This window comes from Kitasatospora indigofera, assembly GCF_014655955.1.
Classification (GTDB): Bacteria; Actinomycetota; Actinomycetes; order Streptomycetales; family Streptomycetaceae; genus Kitasatospora; species Kitasatospora indigofera.
On record NZ_BNBO01000044.1, the window covers coordinates 1 to 19,476 of the forward strand.

20 protein-coding genes are annotated in these 19,476 nt (G+C 76.1%); 10 read left to right on the forward strand and 10 right to left on the reverse strand.

Annotated features, from left to right (window positions below; all coding sequences use genetic code 11):
- Together IE329_RS28820 and IE329_RS28825 are read right to left on the reverse strand one after the other, a co-directional pair.
- The coding region (locus tag IE329_RS28820; RefSeq protein ID WP_190213932.1) for a hypothetical protein at positions 1-351 on the reverse strand (351 nt) is incomplete at its 3' end.
- 240 nt (positions 352-591) lie between these two features.
- Positions 592-1,299 carry an ArsR/SmtB family transcription factor gene (locus IE329_RS28825; RefSeq protein ID WP_190213933.1) on the reverse strand — a complete coding sequence of 236 codons (708 nt, stop codon included), beginning with the start codon at positions 1,297-1,299 and terminating at the stop codon, positions 592-594.
- A 365-nt stretch (positions 1,300-1,664) separates the two neighbouring features.
- Here IE329_RS28825 and IE329_RS28830 point away from each other — a divergent pair, with 365 nt between their 5' ends.
- The 3 genes from IE329_RS28830 (at position 1,665) to IE329_RS28840 (ending at position 4,366) form a co-directional block, all read left to right on the forward strand.
- Entirely contained in the window at positions 1,665-2,174 is a 510-nt protein-coding gene (locus IE329_RS28830; protein ID WP_190213934.1) for a DinB family protein, read from the forward strand.
- A 101-nt stretch (positions 2,175-2,275) separates the two neighbouring features.
- The gene (locus tag IE329_RS28835) at positions 2,276-2,764 is read left to right on the forward strand and encodes a MarR family winged helix-turn-helix transcriptional regulator (protein ID WP_190213935.1); all 489 of its coding nucleotides are present in this window, start codon (positions 2,276-2,278) and stop codon (positions 2,762-2,764) included.
- Positions 2,765-2,839: 75 nt separating this feature from the next.
- On the forward strand, positions 2,840-4,366 hold the full coding sequence (locus tag IE329_RS28840; RefSeq protein WP_190213936.1) for an MFS transporter: 1,527 nt from the start codon (positions 2,840-2,842) through the stop codon (positions 4,364-4,366).
- A 105-nt stretch (positions 4,367-4,471) separates the two neighbouring features.
- Here the strand turns inward: IE329_RS28840 and IE329_RS28845 are convergent, their stop codons facing one another.
- On the reverse strand, positions 4,472-5,149 hold the full coding sequence (locus IE329_RS28845; protein ID WP_229927853.1) for a TetR/AcrR family transcriptional regulator: 678 nt from the start codon (positions 5,147-5,149) through the stop codon (positions 4,472-4,474).
- Positions 5,150-5,360: 211 nt separating this feature from the next.
- Between IE329_RS28845 and IE329_RS28850 the strand changes: the two genes are divergently transcribed.
- Positions 5,361-6,197, forward strand: coding sequence for a patatin-like phospholipase family protein (locus tag IE329_RS28850; protein ID WP_190213938.1), 837 nt, complete (start codon positions 5,361-5,363; stop codon positions 6,195-6,197).
- Positions 6,198-6,304: 107 nt separating this feature from the next.
- Here the strand turns inward: IE329_RS28850 and IE329_RS28855 are convergent, their stop codons facing one another.
- Together IE329_RS28855 and IE329_RS28860 are read right to left on the reverse strand one after the other, a co-directional pair.
- Positions 6,305-7,609: a glycoside hydrolase family 3 N-terminal domain-containing protein gene (locus IE329_RS28855; RefSeq protein WP_190213939.1), complete on the reverse strand. Its 1,305-nt coding sequence runs from the start codon at positions 7,607-7,609 to the stop codon at positions 6,305-6,307.
- A gap of 353 nt (positions 7,610-7,962) precedes the next feature.
- On the reverse strand, positions 7,963-8,529 hold the full coding sequence (locus tag IE329_RS28860; RefSeq protein WP_229927849.1) for an isochorismatase family protein: 567 nt from the start codon (positions 8,527-8,529) through the stop codon (positions 7,963-7,965).
- 67 nt (positions 8,530-8,596) lie between these two features.
- Here IE329_RS28860 and IE329_RS28865 point away from each other — a divergent pair, with 67 nt between their 5' ends.
- Positions 8,597-9,163, forward strand: coding sequence for a MarR family winged helix-turn-helix transcriptional regulator (locus IE329_RS28865; protein ID WP_190213940.1), 567 nt, complete (start codon positions 8,597-8,599; stop codon positions 9,161-9,163).
- A gap of 25 nt (positions 9,164-9,188) precedes the next feature.
- Here the strand turns inward: IE329_RS28865 and IE329_RS28870 are convergent, their stop codons facing one another.
- Positions 9,189-9,809, reverse strand: a complete 621-nt coding sequence (locus IE329_RS28870; RefSeq protein WP_190213941.1) for a class I SAM-dependent methyltransferase — start codon at positions 9,807-9,809, stop codon at positions 9,189-9,191.
- Between the two features lie 150 nt (positions 9,810-9,959).
- Positions 9,960-10,967 (reverse strand): ArsR/SmtB family transcription factor, encoded by a 1,008-nt coding sequence (locus IE329_RS28875; protein WP_190213942.1) that lies wholly within the window; start codon positions 10,965-10,967, stop codon positions 9,960-9,962.
- An 85-nt stretch (positions 10,968-11,052) separates the two neighbouring features.
- Between IE329_RS28875 and IE329_RS28880 the strand changes: the two genes are divergently transcribed.
- Positions 11,053-12,246 (forward strand): MFS transporter, encoded by a 1,194-nt coding sequence (locus IE329_RS28880; protein ID WP_190213943.1) that lies wholly within the window; start codon positions 11,053-11,055, stop codon positions 12,244-12,246.
- A gap of 175 nt (positions 12,247-12,421) precedes the next feature.
- Here the strand turns inward: IE329_RS28880 and IE329_RS28885 are convergent, their stop codons facing one another.
- Entirely contained in the window at positions 12,422-13,123 is a 702-nt protein-coding gene (locus IE329_RS28885; protein WP_190213944.1) for a DUF998 domain-containing protein, read from the reverse strand.
- Positions 13,124-13,274: 151 nt separating this feature from the next.
- On the opposite strand from IE329_RS28885, the gene IE329_RS28890 reads away from it, so the two are divergent.
- Together IE329_RS28890 and IE329_RS41885 are read left to right on the forward strand one after the other, a co-directional pair.
- Entirely contained in the window at positions 13,275-13,598 is a 324-nt protein-coding gene (locus IE329_RS28890; RefSeq protein WP_190213945.1) for a YciI family protein, read from the forward strand.
- Positions 13,599-13,774: 176 nt separating this feature from the next.
- Positions 13,775-15,757 (forward strand): sigma-70 family RNA polymerase sigma factor, encoded by a 1,983-nt coding sequence (locus IE329_RS41885; protein WP_308438410.1) that lies wholly within the window; start codon positions 13,775-13,777, stop codon positions 15,755-15,757.
- Positions 15,758-15,854: 97 nt separating this feature from the next.
- On the opposite strand, the gene IE329_RS28900 is transcribed toward IE329_RS41885, so the two are convergent.
- Together IE329_RS28900 and IE329_RS28905 are read right to left on the reverse strand one after the other, a co-directional pair.
- Entirely contained in the window at positions 15,855-16,310 is a 456-nt protein-coding gene (locus tag IE329_RS28900; protein ID WP_190213946.1) for a MarR family winged helix-turn-helix transcriptional regulator, read from the reverse strand.
- A gap of 94 nt (positions 16,311-16,404) precedes the next feature.
- The gene (locus tag IE329_RS28905) at positions 16,405-17,247 is read right to left on the reverse strand and encodes an NAD(P)H-binding protein (RefSeq protein WP_190213947.1); all 843 of its coding nucleotides are present in this window, start codon (positions 17,245-17,247) and stop codon (positions 16,405-16,407) included.
- Positions 17,248-17,354: 107 nt separating this feature from the next.
- Between IE329_RS28905 and IE329_RS28910 the strand changes: the two genes are divergently transcribed.
- Both IE329_RS28910 and pdxR read left to right on the forward strand, forming a co-directional pair.
- Positions 17,355-17,852 carry a MarR family winged helix-turn-helix transcriptional regulator gene (locus tag IE329_RS28910; RefSeq protein ID WP_190213948.1) on the forward strand — a complete coding sequence of 166 codons (498 nt, stop codon included), beginning with the start codon at positions 17,355-17,357 and terminating at the stop codon, positions 17,850-17,852.
- A 96-nt stretch (positions 17,853-17,948) separates the two neighbouring features.
- Positions 17,949-19,460, forward strand: a complete 1,512-nt coding sequence (gene pdxR / locus IE329_RS28915; protein WP_190213949.1) for a MocR-like pyridoxine biosynthesis transcription factor PdxR — start codon at positions 17,949-17,951, stop codon at positions 19,458-19,460.
- The last annotated feature ends 16 nt before the right edge of the window (positions 19,461-19,476 follow it).

A 19,476-nucleotide genomic window follows, 5' to 3' on the forward strand; every position in this document is an offset into this window, starting at 1 on the left:
GAACGACAACGCGTCCGGCCCGTGCTCCTCCAGGATCGCCCGCAACCGCCGCGCGGTCTCCCCGATCGCCGCGTCCGCGCCGGTCGGCACGAGGGCCGCGCCGCGCTCCTGCCGGACCAGCGCCGTCGTCAGCCGGCCGGGCGCGGCCAGCATGTCCGCGTGGGTGGCGCCCTTGGTGCAGAGCCGGCCGCGGTTGGCCGGGTGGGTCTTGTCGCCGGAGGCCTTGACCACCGTGCGCCGTCCGGTACCGGTGTCGATCGTGACGTCGAGCAGCATGCCGCAGCCCACACCGCAGTACGAGCAGACGGTTTTCACCGTGTCGGTGGTGCTCGGTGGGTTCGGTGCCGTCACGGGCAGACCCCTTCTCGGAAGACCGCTTGTCGGAGGACTGCTTGCCGGAGAGCTGCTTGTCGGAGGACCGGGGAGTGCCGCCCGCACGGCGGGGGCGCGGTCGGCTGTCGGTGGGCGTGTCCCACGGGGGACCCTAGGCGGTGCCGGTTGCGCGGACGTCACATCACCCGTGGCCAGGGGTTACGGCGGCCGCACAGCTGTGCCCGCCGAGCTGTGAGCCGGGTGGGCGCCCGGGCGCGGCTACACCGGAACCTCGATCCCGAGCAGCTCCCGCAGGTCCCGCCGGCCCGCCGGCGTGGTCCGCAGGGCCCGGCCGGTGCCGATCCGCTCCACCCAGCGCAGTTCGAAGGCGCGCCGGCAGAGCGCCGCCCCGGCGGCCCCGGCGAGGTGGGTGCGGCGCTCGGTCCAGTCGAGGCAGCCGCGGACCACCGGGCGGGACCCTTTCAGCTCGGCCGCCGTGACTCCCAGCCCGGCGAGCCAGTCCAGGCCGGCCGGTGTGAGGACGAGCCCGGCGTCGTCCGCGACCAGCCCCCGGGCCAGCGCGGCGTCGGCGACGGCCACCCCGAGCCGCCCGGCGAGGTGGTCGTAGCAGGTCCGGGCCCGGGCCTCGGCGCCGTGCCGGCCGGACTCCCGCAGCCCCTTGGGCCCGGCGGCGGCCGCGCCCGGCCCGGGAACGTCCGGCGCCCCGGCGGCGTAGGAGCAGAGGTCCTCGATCATGGTCGCGGTGTCCGGGCCGGCCAGCCGGAGGTAGCGGTGCCGGCCCTGCCGTTCCTCGGCCAGCAGACCGCCCGCGACCAGCCGGGAGAGGTGCTCGCTGGCGGTGGACGGCGAGACCCCGGCGTGCCGGGCCAGCTCGCCCGCGGTCCAGGCCCGGCCGTCCAGCAGGGCCAGGCAGAACGCGGCCCGGGTCCGGTCGGCGAGCAGTCCGGCGATCCCGGCGAGTGACATGCGTCCATGATGCGCGCCGGACGCTCCGGCGGGCACCGAACGGTCGAACTGTTGGTCGGAACCACCGGGATCGTCCGCCGGACCGGCCTCCCGGACCGGCTTCCCCGACCGGCTCCCCGGACCCGTTCCCCGGACCGACCCCTCGCCCCCGCCCCGCCCCGCGCTGCGGCCGTCGGCCCGGACCGGACCGGCGGTCGGGGCCGGTACCGCCGGCCGTCCCGGTGGGCCGAACCGGGGACGGTCCGGCCCGGTTCCGGGAACCGGCCCGCACCCTGTGGTTGGCTGGCAGCCGGGCCGGCGCGGCCCGGGGGCCCGCCCGCACCGGCCGCCGCCCTTACCCGTTGGACGTCAGAGGAGGCAGTGCCATGTCGGCTCTTCGGGAGGCTCCCGCCGGCGAGCGCGCCGATCTGCTCGAGTCGCTCGCACGGCACCGGGGCTTCCTCCGGCAGACCGTCCAGGGCCTCACCGACGAGGAGGCGGCCCGCCGGACCACGGTCAGCGAACTCTGCCTGGGCGGCCTGATCAAGCACGTGGCCGGCGTCGAGGCGGGCTGGCTGCGCTTCGCGGTCGGTGGTGCCGAGTCGATGGCGAGCGACCCGGTGGACTGGGAGAACCAGTTCCGGATGATCGGGGACGAGACGCTGGCCGGACTGCTCGACGAGTACGAGCGGGTGGCCCGGCGGACGGACGAGCTGGTGGCGACGCTCCCCGACCTGGACGCGGCCCATCCGCTCCCGCAGGCACCGTGGTTCGAGCCCGGGGCGCGGTGGTCGGTGCGGCGGGTGGTGCTGCACGTCATCGCCGAGACCGCGCAGCACGCGGGGCACGCCGACATCATCCGGGAGTCCCTCGACGGCGCCAAGACCATGGGGTAGCTGCCGGCCGGGCACTTCCTGCCCTCGGGCGAGGTCCGCCCCCGGATCCCGGTCCTGTTCCGGATAATCCGCTACGGACCGAATTGCCTATGCTGGTGGGCATGACCGCCATGGCGCCCGCGCGCAACCAACCGGACCTGTCCTTCCTGCTGGACCACACCAGTCACGTCCTGCGGACCCGGATGTCGGCCGCGCTGGCCGAGATCGGACTCACCGCCCGGATGCACTGCGTGCTGGTCCACGCCCTGGAGGAGGAGCGCACCCAGATCCAGCTGGCCGAGATCGGCGGCATGGACAAGACCACCATGGTGGTGACGGTGGACGCGCTGGAGGAGGCCGGCCTGGCCGAGCGCCGCCCCTCCGCCAAGGACCGGCGGGCCCGGATCATCGCGGTCACCGAGGAGGGCGCGCGGGTGGCCGGGCAGAGCCGGTCGATCGTGGACGCGGTGCACCGGGAGGCGCTGGCGGAGCTGCCGGAGAGCGAGCGGGAGGTCTTCCTGCGGGTGCTGAACCGGCTGGTCGGCGGGCCGCTGGCCACCCCGGCCGAGAACCCCCAGCCGGTCCGCCGGGCGCGGCAGCGCAGCAAGTAGGTCCGAAGAGGATCGTCTATTACGGAACTATCTGCTACGGTCTCTCTCGTTGACCTCATCCGACGGGAGAGACCCATGCCTGCCACGCCCGTAGTCTCCGATTCCCCCGGCTCCACCCCGCTCTCCGGCTCCACCCCCCTGCCCGGTGCCGATCCGCTCGCCGGGCCGGCCGCACCCGCCGGGCCGCGCTCGCGCGGGCTCGCCCTCGCGGTGATCGCCAGCGGGATGCTGATGATCGTCCTCGACGGCAGCGTCGTGACCGTGGCGATGCCGGCCGTCCAGCGGGACCTGGGCTTCTCCCCGGCGGGGCTGAGCTGGGTGGTCAACGCCTACCTGATCGCCTTCGGCAGCCTGCTGCTGCTGGCCGGGCGGCTCGGTGACCTGCTCGGCCGCAAGCGGATGTTCCTGGCCGGCACCGCGGTCTTCACCGCGGCCTCGCTCCTGGCGGGCGTGGCCGGCTCGCCGGCCGTGCTGGTCCTCGCCCGGTTCCTGCAAGGGGTCGGCAGCGCGATGGCCGCCGCCGTCAGCCTCGGCATCCTGGTGACGCTGTTCGTCGAGCCCGCCGAGCGGGCGAAGGCGATAGCCGTCTTCAGCTTCACCGGCGCGGCGGGCGCCTCGATCGGCCAGGTGCTCGGCGGGGTGCTCACCGACGCGCTGAACTGGCACTGGATCTTCATCATCAACCTGCCGATCGGACTCGCGGCGCTGGCCGGCGCCAAGCTGGTGCTCCCGGCGGACAAGGGGTCCGGCCTCGCGGCCGGGGCCGACGTGATCGGCGCGCTGCTCGTCACCGCCGGGCTGATGCTGGGGATCTACACCGTCGTCAAGGTCGGCGAGCAGGGCTGGACCTCGGCGCGGACGCTCGGCCTCGGTGCGCTCTCGGTCGCCCTGCTGGCCGGTTTCGTCGTCCGGCAGGCCACCGCGCGGACCCCGCTGATGCCGCTGCGGGTGCTCCGGCCGCGCGGCGTCCGGGGGGCCAACCTGGTCCAGGTCCTGATGGTCGCCGCGCTCTTCTCGTTCCAGGTCCTGGTCGCGCTGTACCTGCAGCAGGTGCTCGGCTACAGCGCCGCCCGGACGGGTCTGGCGATGCTCCCGGCGGCCGTGGTGATCGGCGCGGTGTCGCTCGGCGTCTCGGCCCGCCTCAACGCCCGCTTCGGCGAACGGAACGTCCTGCTGGCGGGGCTGGCCCTGCTGGTCGGCGTCCTCGGCCTGCTGGTCCGGATCCCCGTGCACGCCGACTACGTCACCGACCTGCTTCCGGTGATGCTGCTCGCGGCGGGCTTCGGGCTCGCCCTGCCCGCGCTGACCACGCTCGGGATGTCCGGCGCCGGGGCCGACGACGCCGGGCTCGCGTCCGGACTGTTCAACACCACCCAGCAGATCGGCATGGCGCTCGGGGTCGCGGTGCTCTCCACCCTGGCCGCCTCCCGCACCGACGGTCTGCTCGCGGACGGCCGCAGCCGCGCCGAGGCGCTGACCGGCGGCTACCACCTCGCGTTCGCGGTCGGTGCCGGACTGCTGGTCACCGCCTTCGTGCTGGCCCTCGTGATGCTCCGGGCGCCGGGGAAGGCCACCGCGCCGGCCGCGCCGCAGGGGCTCTGACGCGAAGCCGGCCGGGGCCGACCTCTCCGGCCGGAGAGGTCGGCCCCGGCCGTCGGTGGGCGGTGGGCGGTGGGCGGTGGGCGGTGGACGACGGGCGGTGGGTGGCTACCGCGCGCTGTTCGGGCCCAGCTCCCGCAGGACGCCGCCGAGTTCGTCGGGCGTGAGCGGCGGTGCGGGCAGTGCGGGGCCGGCGGCCCCGGCCCGCAGGCCGTCCAGGAACAGGGCCAGGTAGCGGCGCCAGGAGGCGGGGGCGGTGGCGGCCAGCGCGGGGACGGCCCGGCCGAGGGCGGCCAGCGAGAACAGCAGGTCCTCGGTGGTGACGTCGCCGCGCACGGTGCCCTGCCGCCGGGCCCGCCCGAGCAGCAGGTCGACCGTCTCCCGGTTGCTCACGTGCAGGGCCTCCAGCGAGGCGACGCCCTGGATCGCGGTGGTCATCAGGTCGGTGGTGCCGCGGTCCGCGGCCAGGCCGGCGAAGACGGTGTCGAGGTAGCCGGTGAGGCCTGCCCAGGCGTCCTCGGTCTCCCGGGCCAGCTCGCCCGCCCGGAGGGTCTCGGCCAGCGAGTCGCGGAAGACCGCCTCGATCAGCGCCGCCCGGTTCGGGAAGTGCCGGTACAGCGTGGCGTTGCCGACGCCGGCGCGGCGGGCGATCTCGTCCAGCGGCGCGTCCAGCCCCTGCTCGGCGAAGGCCTCCCGGGCCGCGGTGGTCAGCAGCTCGCGGTTGCGGCGGGCGTCCCGCCGCAGGGCGGGCGGGCGGCGGGCGACGGCCGGCTCCGGTGCGGACACCGGGTGCTGTTCCGCGGTGTCCGTGGGCCCGGTGTCCGTGGGCCCGGTGTCCGTGGGCCCGGTGTTCGCGTGTTCGGTGCCCAAGTCCTCGGTGCTCAAGGCCACTCCCTGGATGAATTCGGGGAGCATTCCCCGGTTCGGATGCTATCGTCCTGAAGGAAACCGGGGAGTCATCCCCGTTTTGTCCGTCCGGGGGGAAGGCAGGGCAGTCATGGAACAGCGCGCACTGGTGATCGGCGGCGGCGGGATCGTCGGCTGCGCCTGGGCGGCCGGCCTGCTGGCCGGCCTGGCGCAGGCGGGTGCCGACCTCTCCGGCGCCGACCTGGTCGTCGGCACCTCGGCCGGCGCCCTGCTGGGCGCCCAGCTGACTTCGGGGGTCACGCCGGCGGAGCTGCACCGGCAGCAGCTCGGCGACCCGGCCGACGCGCCCGCCGTCGGCATCACCGCCGTCCAGGGGGCCAGGTTCCTGCTGGCGGCGCTCGCCGGCAGCCAGCAGCGTGCCGTCCGACGGCTGGGGCGGGCGGCCCTGGCCGCGCGGACCGTCCCCGAGGAGGACGTGCTCGCCGTCGTCGGGTCCCTGGTCCGGGTGACCGAATGGCCCGGCCGGCCGCTGCGCCTGGTCGCGGTGGACGCGCGCACCGGTGCCCCGGCCGTCCTCGACGCCGGCAGCGGCGTCGGCCTGGTCAGGGCGGTCGCCGCGAGCTGCGCGCTGCCGATCGTCTGGCCGCCGATCACGGTCGGCCGACAACGGCTGGTCGACGGTGGCATCCGGTCGACCGCCAACGCCGACCTGGCGCGCGGTCACCGCCGGATCGTGGTGATCGCGCCGGTGCCCAGCCCTCCCGGCCCGAGCCCGAGCGCCGCCCGGCAGGCGGCGGAGCTGCGGGACGGCGGCGCCGAGGTCGTCCTGCTCGTTCCGGGGCGGGAGGCCCGCCGGGTGTTCGGCCGCAAGCTGATGGACCCCGCCCGCCGGGCGGCCGCCGCCGCGGCCGGCCACGCGGAGGGCCTGGCCCGGGCCGCCGAGGTGGCCGCGGTGTGGCAGGGCTGAGCGCGGGGCCGATCGCGTGGCCGGTGGGCGGGCCCGGAGGGCGGCGTACCGGCGGTACGGGGCGCGGCGCGCGGGGGAGAGTTGGTCCGGCCCGGGTTGTCCAGGGGTCAGCCCAGGCCGGACCGCAGTGCCGTCACCCGGTCCGCGGCGGCGGTGAACTCGTCACGGTCGAGCCGGCCGCTGGTCAGGGCCTCGGCCAGGGCCGCCGTGGCCTGCTCGCCCTGGCCGGTGTCCCGGGCCGAGCAGAGCAGCAGGTCCATGCCCGCGAGGGCGGCCGCCACCGCGCGCCGGCCGGTGGTGCCGACCGCCTGGAGGGCGCCGGCCTCCAGGGCGTCCGTGATGGTGACCCCCTCGAAGCCGATCCGCTCCCGCAGCTCCCGCTGCACCACCGTGGCCGACAGGCCGGCCGGGTGGTCCGGGTCCAGGGCCGGGTAGACGGCCCAGGACAGCATGACGAGCCCGACGTCCGCCGCGACCGCGTCCGGGTAGGGCGCCTCGTCGACATCCCGAAGCCTGCTCAGCCCGGCCGGCAGGGTCACCGGGCCGGTGTCGGTGTTGCTGTTCGCCGGCGCCGTGCCGAGCCCCGGGAAGTGCTTGGCGGTGGCGGCGACGCCGGTCCTCTGCTGGGCCTTGATGAACGCCGTGCCGAGGGCCGCGACGACATCGGGGTCGGAGCTGAAGGACCGTTCGGCGCGGTCGGCGAAGTTGCCGGGAACGTCGTAGACGTCGAGCACCGGGGCGAGGTTGACGTTGAGTCCGACCCCGGCCAGGTTGGTGCCCGCGCCGGTGCCGGCCTCGGTCGCGGCCGCCACCGGGTCGGCGGCCTGTCCGATCCGCCGGGCGGACAGCTCGGGGGCGCCGGGCAGCCGCCGCACCAGGCCGCCCTCCTGATCGGTCATCAGCAGCAGGGGGGCCTGCACCGGGCTCTGCTGCTGCGCCTCGCGCAGCTGCCGGACGACCGAGCGCAGCTGCTCGGGGCTGGAGACGTTCTCGCCGAAGAAGATCACCCCGGCCGCCAGCCCCGCGCGGATGTCCGCGAGCAGGGCGGGCGGCGGCGTCAGGCCCGGGTAGGAGTAGACGACCCGCCGGCCGGCCAGCTGGGCCGGGGTCGGCCCGTCCGTCCCCTCGTCGGAGCCGGCCGTGCCGGTGGGCTGCGGTGCGGTGGGGTTCAGGGTCGGTGCTCCCCTGCTCGGAGTCGGACTCGGCGCGGGCGTGGCGGTGGTGGTGGCCGTCGGGGTGGTGGCGGCCGGCGCCGAGCCGTCCGGCGCGGCCGGTGAGCCGGTGCCGGTGGGAGCGGCGGTCGTCCGCGCCGTCCCGGTACCGGTGCCCGGCGGGGAGCCGCAGGATGTCACCGTGCCGGAAGCCAGCAGGAGGGCGAGCGCGGTGACGACCCATCCGGTCCGCAACGACATGGCCTTCTCCTCCTGCGCCGTCCGGTCCGCCGGCGAGCCGGGCGGCTGCGCGGGGGCGGGGCTCCGGGAAGGTTCCGAGCGGCGAAGGGCCTGGTCGCGGCGGTGACCGCCGGCGGCCCGCCCTTGCCATGTCCTTTCAAGCTACGCTCCGCGCGGCCGTTTGCGGCCGAGCCGCGAGGGCGGGCGGGACTGGTGTCGTCCTGCCGGCCCGGTCCTGCCCCGGTCCTGTCCCGGTGGTGGCGCCGGGGACGCGGGCGGCGGACCCGGGAGAGCCCGGCCGGCCCCCGGTGCGGTGGTCGGCGGTCCGTGGTCGGTGGTCGGTGGTCGGTGGTCGGTGGTCAGTGCGCCGGTGGTCAGTGCGCCGGCGCCAGCAGGCCGTGCAGTCCGGTGACGACCTGACGGCCGGTGGGGGTGGTGAAGTCGCGGACCAGGTCGGCGATGAAGCCCGCCACGCTGGTGACGCGTCCGCCGGCCGCCTCGATCTGCCGCAGGGCGGCCTCCTCGGTGCGGGCGGAGATGCCGCCGCAGGCGTCGACCAGGACCTGCACGGTGAAGCCGCCCTCGATCGCGGCCAGGGCGGTGTGCAGCACCACGACCTCGGTGAGCACTCCGCAGAGCACCAGGTCCGGCCGGCCGTGCGCGGTGATCGCCTGCCGGACGCCCTCGTCGTCCCACGCGCACGGGCCGCTGCGGACGAAGACCGGCGCGTCGGGCAGCGCCTCGGTCAGCTCGGCGATCACGGCCGGGCCGCCGGGCCGGGGCGCCGCCGAGAGGGTGACCGGGATGTCCAGCAGGCGGGCCATGTCCGCGAGGATCCGGGCCGACCGCCGCAGGGTGACGGCGGGGTTGGTGGCGGCCAGGCCGACGATGCCGTCCTGGAGGTCGGCGACGTGCAGCTGAACGGTGGAGAGATCGGGCACGGTGACTCCTCGATCAGAGCTTGAATCATTCGAGCTTTGAATGATTTCTGGAATGTAGCATGGCTGCATGTCCGATGTCAGTGCCGAGGACGGCGCCGAAACCCGTGCCGGAACCCGCTTCGAGGCCCGCGCCGCGGCCGGCCCCTCCTCCCTCGCCGCCGCCCGGCCGGCCGGCGCAGCGGGTGGGGGCGCACCCGTCGTCCCGCCGGTCCAGGCCTCGACCGTCTTCCGGCTCGGGGTCCTGGGGGCCGTCGCCACCGAGCGGTTCGCCGCCGCCGTCGAACCCCACGGGCTCAAGCCCAAGCAGGTGGGCCTCATGATCGTGCTGTCCGAGGGGCTGGCCGCCTCCCAGCTGGACGTCGCCCGGGTGATGGGCGTCGCGCCCAGCCTGGTGGTCGGGTTCGCCGACCACCTGGAGGGTCTCGGCGCGATCCGGCGGACCCGCGACCCGGCCGACCGCCGCCGCCAGCTGCTCACCCTCACCGATCACGGCCGCGAGCTGCTCGACACCTGTTCCGCCCTGGCCCGCGACCTGGACGCGGAGTTCGCCGAGGGTCTGAGCGAGCAGGAGCACGCCGTCCTCGCCGGACTGCTGGGCCGGCTCGCCGCGGACCGGGGCCTGCCGACGGGCTGACGCGGCCGCCGGTGGGCCGGGCGGGTCAGCCTCCGGCCGTGGCGATGCCCAGGGAGTCGGCGGCCATCACCTTCGGGGCGCCCTTCTCGTAGAAGACGTCCAGCTCGGTGACGGTGAAGCCCGCGGCGGTCAGCAGGTCGACGATCGGGCGGGTGAGGTGGCAGCCGCCGAACAGCCGCTGCTGCATCGGGTCCAGCCGGTGCTGCCAGCGGCGCACCGACTCGTCCGGGGCCAGTCCGTGCTCGACGAAGTGCAGGGCCGCACCGGGCTTGAGGACGCGGCGCAGCTCGTGCAGGGCCGCCTCGGCGTCCGGGATGGTGCACAGCGTCCAGGTGGACAGCGCGGCGTCGAAGCTGTCGTCCGGGTAGAGCAGCGACTGGCCGTCGAGGCCGGTGCGCTGCACCGGGATCCTGGTCGCCGCGAGCCGCCGGGAAGCCAGTCGCCAGCCCAGGTCGGACGGTTCGACGGCGGAGACCCGGGTGATCGTCGCCGGGTAGAAGGGGATGTTGAGGCCGGAGCCGAAGCCGATCTCGACGACCTCGCCGGCCAGGCCGTCGCAGACGCGTCGGCGCAGGGGATCGGCCTCCTTCATGCCGCAGGCGACATTGATGATCCGCGGAACGACCTGCGTCGTGTAGAAGCCCATGGCGTCCTCCGTCGCTCACCACCAGTCTGGCACCGGCGGGGGGACGGTGCCGAGCGCTGGGCACCGGGGCCGCGGGCCCGGCCGCGGGTCGGAGCCGGGGCAGGTCCCGGCGTCCGGGCCGGGGTGCGACGGGGGGAGGGCCGGGGCGGGTCAGGCCAGGTCGGGGGCGCCGCGCGACGGGCAGAGCAGGGCGTCCGCGACGGCCGTCCGGGCGTACAGGACCGACCGGCCGCTGCGGTGGGCGGTGACCAGGCCCGCGTCCCGCAGGGCCGTGAGGTGCTGGGAGACGCCGGCCGCGGACAGGCCGCAGTGCTTGGCCAGCTGGGTGGTGGAGGCCGGGGTGTCGAGTTCCGCCAGCAGCAGGGCCCGGGAGCGGCCGAGGACGCCGGCGACCGCGTCGGCCGGGGTGCCGGCCCGCGGCTCCCAGAGGGTGCCGGTGCCGCGGGCCGGGTAGGCGAGCTGGGGCGGGTCCGGCGGGACCGACCGGGTCAGCACGCGCGGCCAGGCGAAGGCCGAGGGCACCAGCAGCAGTCCCGAGCCGGCCTGGTCCCGGGTCAGCGCGCACTGCCGGCGGACCAGGTGCAGGGTGCCGTCGTCCCACCGCACCGAGCCGTGCAGTTCGTTGAGGACGTGGGCGGAGCCGTGCTCGGCCACCTGCCGGGCCCGGTGGAAGACATCGGCTTCGAGCAGCCGGCGGATCCGGGCCCAGTAGGGCGCCAGGGCGATCTCCCAGTACACCTCGATCTCGGCCGTCACCTTGGCCAGTGCCGCCTCGGGCGCCTCGCGGAGCAGCCGGACCCGCGGGGAGGAGCCGAGGTCGCGTTCGGTGCCCAGCATCTCCAGTTCGGTCCGGACCCGTTCGGGGGCCGTCCGCCGGATCGCCGCCAACTCGGCTTCGAGGGTGGGGAAGGGGCTGTCCGGGGTCGGGTTGAGGAGGTCGGCCAGGTAGCCGTGCGCGGGAATCAGCTCGGCCAGCCACCCGTGGCCGAGACCGGCCCGTACCACTCGGGGCCGCACCTGCGCCGCCCAGCGGCGGTGCACCGGTGGTTCGGCCTGCGCCCTGAGCAGCCGGAAGCTGGTGACGACCTCCCACATCGGGGAGACCGCGAAGCGGGTCTGCGCCAGGTCCGCCGTGGAGAAGCTCAGCCCGGAATCCATCCAGTGACCCCCCGGGATCGTCCGACTGATTCGGTCTCAGCTTAATCAATGGTGCGCGGAGGCGGCGCGGCCGCAGTCTCCTTGCATGCTTTCCACGTTCCGCGGACTCCCGCCCACCGTCTGGACCTTGTTCGCCGGCAGCATCGTCAACCGCCTCGGCTACCTGGTCACCCCGTTCCTGGTGTTCTTCCTGGCCGCGCGCGGCGTCACCGGCAGCGAGACCTCCTACGTGCTCGGGGCCCTCGGGGCGGGCAACCTGCTCGGCCCGGCGGTCGGCGGTCTGCTCGCCGACCGGATCGGGCGCCGCCCGACCATGCTGATCGGCCTGCTCGGCGCGGCGGCGGCGCAGGGCGCGCTGTACGTGGCGCCCGGCGTGCCGACGATGGCCGCCGCCGCGCTGCTGCTCAGCGCCGCCGGGGCGACGGTCGGCCCGGCCGCGTACGCGCTGATGGCCGACGCGGTGGACGCGGAGCGCCGCCGGCGCGCCTACGCCCTGTTCGGATGGGGCGTCAACATCGGTACGGCGGCGGCCGGGGTGCTCGGCGGCTACCTGGCCGAGCACGGCTACCGGCTGCTGTTCGCGGTGGACGCCGGCACCGTGCTGGTCTACGCCCTGGTCGTGGTGACCCGGCTGCGCGAGGCCGGGCCGGTGGCGAAGGCACCGGCGGGCGGCCGGGACGGCGTCGGCTACGGCGTCGTCCTGCGGGACGGCCTGCTGATGGCGCTGCTCCCGTTGTTCGGCGTGCAGCTCTTCGTCTACTCGCTGACCGAGGTCGCGCTGCCGCTGGCGGTCCGCGACAGCGGGCTCTCGCCGGCGGTGTACGGCGCCATGGCGGCGGTCAACGCCCTTCTGGTGGTGGGCGTCCAGCCGTTCGCGACGGCCTGGTCGGCCCGGCTGCCGCAGCTGCCGGTCCAGTGCGCCGGCAGCGTGCTGATCGCCGTCGGGGTGGCGCTCACCGGGCTCGCGGACAGCATCGCCGGGTTCGCGTTCTCGGTGGCGGTCTGGTCGCTGGGCGAGGCGTGCGTGGCCGGTATCGCCGCCTCGGTGGTCGCCGGCCTCGCCCCGGAGCACGCCCGCGGCCGCTACCAGGGGGCCTTCAGCTGGGTCTGGGGGCTCGCCCGGTTCGCCGCCCTCACCCTGGGCGTCACCCTCTACACCGGGGTCGGCGCGGCGGCCCTGTGGTGGACCGCGCTGCTCGGCGGCCTGGGCTGCTCGGCGGCGACCTTCGCCCTGCGCGGCCGGGTCGCCCACCGTACCGACCACGCGTTGGCGGCCTGAGGGCCGCCCGGCGGCAGCGCCGGGGCGTGGGAGGCCTGGGGTACGGGGGTCCCCAGGCGGCAGGACAGGGCCCCGGCCGGGTTTCCGGTCGGGGCCCTCGTCCGTCCGGGCCCGGGTGGTGCGGCGGGCGGGCCGGCCGGGTTCAGGTGGTGCGGCCGGCCCGGGCCGGCCGGGTTCAGGTGGTGCGGCGGGCCCGGGCGGCGACCGCGGAGACCCAGAGCATCGCGGTGATCGCGCCGACGGCCAGGGTCGCCGTGCCGGCCGGGCCACCGCCCATCGCCCAGCCGTCGCCCAGCAGCAGCGCGGTGCCGGCCACCCGGGAGGCGACCGCCGGGCCCCGCCGCCCGGCCCGCGAGAAGTGGCGGCCCAGCACGTAGCAGGCGGCGATCAGGGCGGTGAAGGTGATCGACCCGGCCGCCATGTGGCCGTAGCTGCCCGGGCCCAGCGTCGCGGGCGGGCCGGCCGGGGTGCCGGCCGGGAAGCCGTCGGCCGGGTCCATCACGAAGACGCCGGCCGCGGCCATGCCCAGGCCGGACAGCCGGACCAGCCGGGGTGCCCAGGTGCCGCCGGGCGTGCCGCGCATCACCCGGCGCAGGCCGCTCGCGCCGACGGCGGTCAGCAGGCCGGCCAGCAGGAAGTTGCTGATCTGCAGCCAGCCGAGGGAGCCGTTGCTCAGCGCGCTCAGCGGGTGCCGGGTGATGTCGAAGCCCTCCCGGCAGGCCGCCTGGGTCAGCGAGACGACGGCCCACAGCGGCGCCGCGACGACCAGGCAGGCCAGCAGGGCCCGGGTGCCCGTCCGGGCGGCTGCGGGGGTGGCGGCGGTGGTTGTGGTGGCGGTGGTGGCGGTGGAAGCCGTGGGGAGCTGGACGGTGCTCATGGTGGATCCCTCTTTCCGGGACGGGCTGCTCGGGTCTCGCCTCCACGTCGAACCGCCGATGTGACAGGGAACGTCATCGTTCCCTGTCACATCGGCCCGATCGACGTCTGGGCAGGAGCAAGTCACCGGACGACCCGACCGAGGAGAGAACATGCGCTACCTGATGACGACCAAGGCCACCGACACCGCCCCCGACGAGGCCCTCTTCGCCGAGATGGGCAGGTTCATCGAGGAGCTGAGCGCGGCCGGGGTGCTGCTGGCCACCGGCGGGCTGGAGCCGGGCGGGATCCTGGTGACCTCCTCCGGGGAGGAGATCACCGTGACGGACGGACCGTTCGCCGAGGCGAAGGAGGCCGTGGCCGGCTTCGCCCTGATCGAGGTCCGCTCCAAGGAGGAGGCGATCGAACTGGCCCGCCGGTTCCGCCGGATCGTCGGCGACGGCGAGAGCGTGGTCCAGCAGGTGTTCGGCCCCTGAGCGGGCCGCCGGGCCGGGCGGGGCACCCGACGGGACCTCGTCCGGCGCCTCGTCCGGCGGTCCGGCGCGTCGTCCGGCACCGCGTCCGGCCGTCCGTCCCCCCACTTGGAGTCAGCGGAGTCCGCGGCGCCCCGGCCGTCCCGGTTTGCGGCCCGGCCGGGGCGGATGCTCTGATCGTGGCTGTGCTGGATGCCCACCGCACGATCGACGCGGTCTGGAAGCTAGAGTCGGCCAGGATCGTCGCCGCCCTCACCCGGATGGTCCGCGACGTGGGCCTCGCCGAGGAGCTGGCCCAGGACGCCCTGGTCGCCGCACTCGAACAGTGGCCCGCGACCGGGGTGCCGGACAACCCCGGCGCCTGGCTGACGGCGGTCGCCAAACGCCGGGCCGTGGACCACGTCCGCCGCTCCCGGCGCCTGACGCTGCAACAGGAGCAGCTCGCCCACGAGTTGGAGCAGCAGCGGGACGTCGAGCCCGAGCCGCCGTCCGGTCCCGAGCAGGACGACCTGCTGCGGCTGATCTTCATCTCCTGCCACCCCGTGCTGCCGCCCGAGGGCCGGATCGCCCTGACCCTGCGGCTGCTCGGCGGGCTGACGGCCCAGGAGATCGCGCGGGCCTTCCTGGTCAACGAGCCCACCGTGGCCCGGCGGATCGCCGCGGCGAAGCGGACGCTGGCCGAGGAGCGGGTGCCGTTCACCCTGCCGGAGGGGCCGGAGCTGGCCGGGCGGCTGTCCTCGGTGCTCGAAGTGGTCTACCTGATCTTCAACGAGGGCTACTCGGCCACCTCCGGCGACGACCTGATGCGCCCCGGGCTCTGCCACGAGGCGCTCCGGCTGGGGCGGCTGCTGGCCGAACTCGTGCCCGACGAGGCCGAGGTGCACGGGCTGCTCGCCCTGATGGAGATCCAGGAGTCCCGCTCGGCCGCCCGGACCGGCCCGGCGGGCGAGCCCGTCCGGCTGGACGAGCAGAACCGCGGCCGCTGGGACCAGCTGCGCATCCGCCGCGGCTTCACCGCGATGCTGACGGCGCGCCGGATCGGCGGGACGCCCGGCCCGTACGTGCTGCAGGCGGCCGTCGCGGTCTGCCACGCGCAGGCCCGGACCGCCGAGGAGACCGACTGGGAGCAGATCGCGGCGCTCTACGAATCGCTGGCCAGGCTGCTGCCCACGCCGGTGGTGCAACTGAACCGGGCGGTGGCGCTGGGCCGGGCGCGCGGGCCGCAGGCCGGCCTCGTGGTGGCCGACGCGCTCGCCGCCGACCCGGCGCTGCGCGACTACCACCTGCTGCCGAGCGTCCGCGGCGACCTGCTGCTGGGGCTCGGCCGCCGCGAGGAGGCGCGGCTGGAGTTCCAGCGCGCCGCCGCCCTGACCGGGAACGCCGCCGAGCGCGCCTTCCTGCACCGGCGGGCGGACGGGATCGCGCCCGCCGCCGCGCCGGGGCCCACCCTCGGTGGCGCGGCGGCGGAGTTCCTCGCGCGCGAGGACCTGGACGCCGGTACGGTCCGCTCGTACGGGCAGACCCTGCGCCGGCTCGGCCTGGCCCTGGGCGAGCGGCGGCCGCTGACCACCGTGACCCCCGAGGAGGTGGCGCGGACCTTCACCGCGACCTGGGGCGACACGGCGGCCGCCACCTGGAACCGCCACCGCTCGGCCGTCCGCTCCTTCGGCGCCTGGGCGGGCGCGGACGGCCTGGCGGACGGCCTGGCCCGGCGGGCCGGGCCGGGGCACCGGACCCTCCCGCTCGGGCCGGACCAGCTGGCGGCCCTCTGGAGCAGCCCGGGCCCGGCGCCGCGCGAGCTGGCCCTGTGGCGGCTGCTGCACGAGTCGGCGGCCGCGGTGCGGACCGTCCTGGCGCTGAACGTCGAGGACCTGGACCTGGAGGACCGCCGGGCCCGCGCGGGCGACGGCTGGGTGAGCTGGCGCGCCGGGACGGCCCGGCTGCTCCCCGGCCTGCTGGCCGGCCGCAGTCGCGGCCCGCTCTTCCTCGCCGATCGGCGGCCCGGTCCGGCCCGGACGCCGGGGCCGGCCGACCTCTGCCCGCACACCGGCCGCGGCCGGCTCTCGTACGAGCGGGCGGAGTACCTGTTCAAGCGCGCCACCAGGGAGCTGGACCCGGCGGGGGAGGGCTTCACCCTCGGGCGGCTCAAGCCGGGGAGCTGAGCGGCTCAGGCCCGGGGGCTGCGCGGTTCCAGGCCGGGGGCCGACCCGGGGGCCGACCCGGGGACCGCACCGGGGGACCGCAAGGAGCGGGCGGGGCTCAGCGCCGCCCGCCGGCGTACCCGGCCGCGTCGGCGGCGGCCTCCGCGTTGTGCGCGATCCGTTCGAGCACGGCGACGGCGATCCGGTACTCCTCGTCCGGGACGCCGGCCGTCACCCGCTTCCGGAAGGCCCCGGCCCGGACGGCCACCCGGGCGAACCGGGCCCGGCCCTCGTCGGTCAGGGCGAGGCGGCCCGGAGCCGGGCGGGCCGCCCAGCCGCCGGTGACCAGCGACTCGACGGTGCCGGCCAACTCGGTGGCCTCGCCGTTGGCGGTCAGGACGGCCAGGACCTCCGCGTCGGTGGCCTCCGGGTCGTCCGCGATCACGTTGAGGACCTGCCAGCCGAGCCGGGTGAGGCCGTCCGCGGCCAGCATCCCGTCGAGGTACCTGGTCAGCGCGGCGTCGGTGCGGTTGAGCCAGTAGCCGACGGGCTTCGTCGGCGGCTGCTGTTCCATGTTCTGCTCCTGCTCCTGTTCGTCTCCCTGTTGGTGTCCCTGTGCCTGTCCCTGTTCCCGAGCGGTCGGGATCGGGCGGGTGCCGGCGGCCGGCTCAGTGTCCGGCGAAGGCGGCGGCGTTCTCCTGGGCCCACTGCCGGAAGGTGCGGGCGGGACGGCCGAGCAGGGTCGCGGTGGTGTCGGCGACCTCGGCGGGCCGGCCGTCCGCGGCCTCCCACAGGTCGAGCAGCGAGCACACCATCGGCGCGGGCATGAAGGCGCCCAGCTGCCGTTCGGCCTCGGGCCGGGTGATCCGGCGGACCTCGATCTCGCGGCCGACGGCGTCCGCGAGCAGGGCGACCTGCTCGCGGAAGGCGAGCGACTCGGCGCCGGTCAGGGTGAGCGAGCGGCCGGTGAGGGAGTCGCCGGTCAGCGCCTCGAAGGCGATGTCGGCGATGTCCTCGGGGTGGATGGGCGCGATGTGCGCGTCCGGGTAGGCCAGTTCGACCGGGAGCGAGCCGCCGATCGCGCGGGCCCAGCCGAAGGAGTTGCTGGCGAAGGCGTCCGGCCGCAGGAAGGTGCAGGTGAGGGTGGAGGCGGCGAGGGCGCGCTCGACCCGGAGGCTGTGGCTCGCCAGCGGGTCCTGCTCGGCGTCGGGGCCGAGCACGGAGGACGAGGACAGCAGGACGACGTGTTCGACGCCCGCGGCCTCGGCGGCCGTGACCAGCTCATGGATGCCGGCGGGGTTGGGGTAGAGGAAGACCTGGCGCACGCCGAGGAGCGCCGCGCCGAAGGTCGCGGGCCGGTCGAGGACCAGCTCGGCGATCTCGACGCCGTCCGGGACGGTGAGCGCGGAGGGGTCGGCGCTGGCGGCGCGGACGGTGTGGCCGGCCGCGTGCAGACGGCCGATGACGGCCTGTCCGACCTTGCCGCGGGCGCCGGTGACGAGGGTGGTCATGAGAACTCCGGTCGGTCGATTGCTTGCTTGCTACATATGCATGCTCACATGCACACGTTTGCGTGTCAACACATGCTTGCGCGGAGTCACCTATGTACGATGAGGGCATGACCAAGCACCGGCCCGGAACCGCCGACGAGCTGCTGAACGCCGTGGGCCCCGCCTTCGGGAAGCTGCGCCGCTCCTCGCTGCTGGACGTCGAGAACCCGATCTCCCAGAAGGACCTGAGCCGGACCCTCGTCCTCAACATCGTCCTGGAGGCTGAACAGGCGGCGGAGGCCCGCGAGATCACCGTCGGTGCGGTGGCCGAGCACCTCAGCGTGGACCCGTCGGTGGCCAGCCGGATGGTCTCCGACTCGATCGGGGCCGGCTACCTGGTCCGCACCGCCTCCCAGCAGGACGGCCGCCGGACGATCCTTCATCTCAGCCCCGAAGGCCGGGAACTGATGGCCCGCTTCCGGCGCCACCAGCGGTCCGCCTTCGAGTACGTCACCGCGGACTGGTCCGAGGACGAACGCCTCGAATTCGCCCGCCTGATGCTGAAGTACGTCGCGGCGCAGGACGCCCTGCGCCGCCGGGCCGACGACGAGGACACCGCCCGCTGACCCCGCGCCATCCGCTGACCGCCCGCCCGGGCGCTGCCCGACCGTCCGCCGAGCCCTGCCGACCGGGAGCGGCAGCCCGACCGAAGGGCCAACCCGATGCGTGAACCAGCAGCCGAGCCGGCGGCCGACGCCACCGGCCCCGACCTGCACCTGGACCTGCCCGCCACCGGCAGCCGCCGCGCCGCGCTCACCCAGGCACTGCGGGAGGCCGTACGCGCCGGCCGGCTCGCCCCCGGCACCCGGCTGCCGCCGTACCGCACCCTCGCCCTCGACCTGGGGGTGGCCCGCAACACGGTGGCCGACGCCTACGCCGAACTGGTCGCCGAGGGCTGGTTCACCGCCCGGCAGGGCTCCGGCACCCGGGTCGCCGAGCGGGCCGCGCCGGCCCACCCGGTCCGCACCCCCAAGCGGCCCTCCGGCCACCGGCCCGGTCCCGCCCACAACCTCGGCCAGGGCCGGCCGGACGCCGCGTCCTTCCCCCGCGCCGACTGGATCGCCGCCACCCGCCGGGCCCTCACCGCCGCCCCCGACGAGGCCTTCGGGCCCGGCGACCCGCAGGGGCGGGCCGAGCTGCGCGAGGCGCTCGCGCACTACCTCGCCCGGGTCCGCGGGGTACGCACCACCCCGGACCGGATCGTGGTCTGCGCCGGCTTCGCCCACGCGCTGCGGCTGCTCTTCGAGGGCCAGGTGCTGCGCGGCCCGCTCGCCGTGGAGGCGTACGGACTGCCCTTCCACCGCGGGCTGCTGCACGCCGCGGGCGTCCGCACCGTGCCGCTCGGCATCGACGCGAAGGGCACCAGGACGGACGAGCTGGCGACGGCGACCGCCGCCTCGCCGCGGACGGCCCCCCGGGCCGTGCTGCTCACCCCCGCGCACCAGTTCCCGACCGGCGGACCGTTGCACGCGAGCCGGCGGGCCGCCGCGGTCGACTGGGCCCGCGCCAACGGCACGCTGGTGCTGGAGGACGACTACGACGGGGAGTTCCGCTACGACCGTGAGCCGGTCGGCGCCGTGCAGGGACTCGACCCCGAACACGTGGTGTACCTCGGCTCGGTCAGCAAGAGCCTGTCCCCGGCCGTCCGCCTCGGCTGGCTGGTGCTCCCCGAGCACCTGGTCGCGCCGGTGCTCGCGGTCAAGGGCGAACGCGAGGCCTGGACCGGCACGCTGGACCAGCTGGCGCTCGCCGAACTGATCGAGTCCGGCCGGTACGACCGGCACGTCCGGCGGATGCGGCAGCGCTACCGCGCGCGGCGCGGCCGGCTGGTCGAGCAGCTGGCCGAGCAGGCGCCGCACATCGCCGTGACCGGCATCGCCGCCGGGCTGCACGCCGTCCTGCGGCTGCCGCCCGGGACGGAGGCCTCCTCGGTCAAGGCCGCCACCTGGGAGGGCGTCGCCCTGGACGGCCTGGCCGGCTTCCGCCACCCGGACGCCGTGGTGCCGCCCGCCGACGGGCTGGTGGTCGGGTACGCCACCCCGTCGGAGTCCGCCTACGGCCCCGCGCTCGACGCGCTCTGCCGGATCCTGCCACCGGCCCCGGACCCGGACCCTGCCCCGGAGCGTTCGCCGTTCCCGGACCCGGGCCGTTCGCCGGTCCCGCCCGGCCTCTGACCGTCCCCCACCGGCG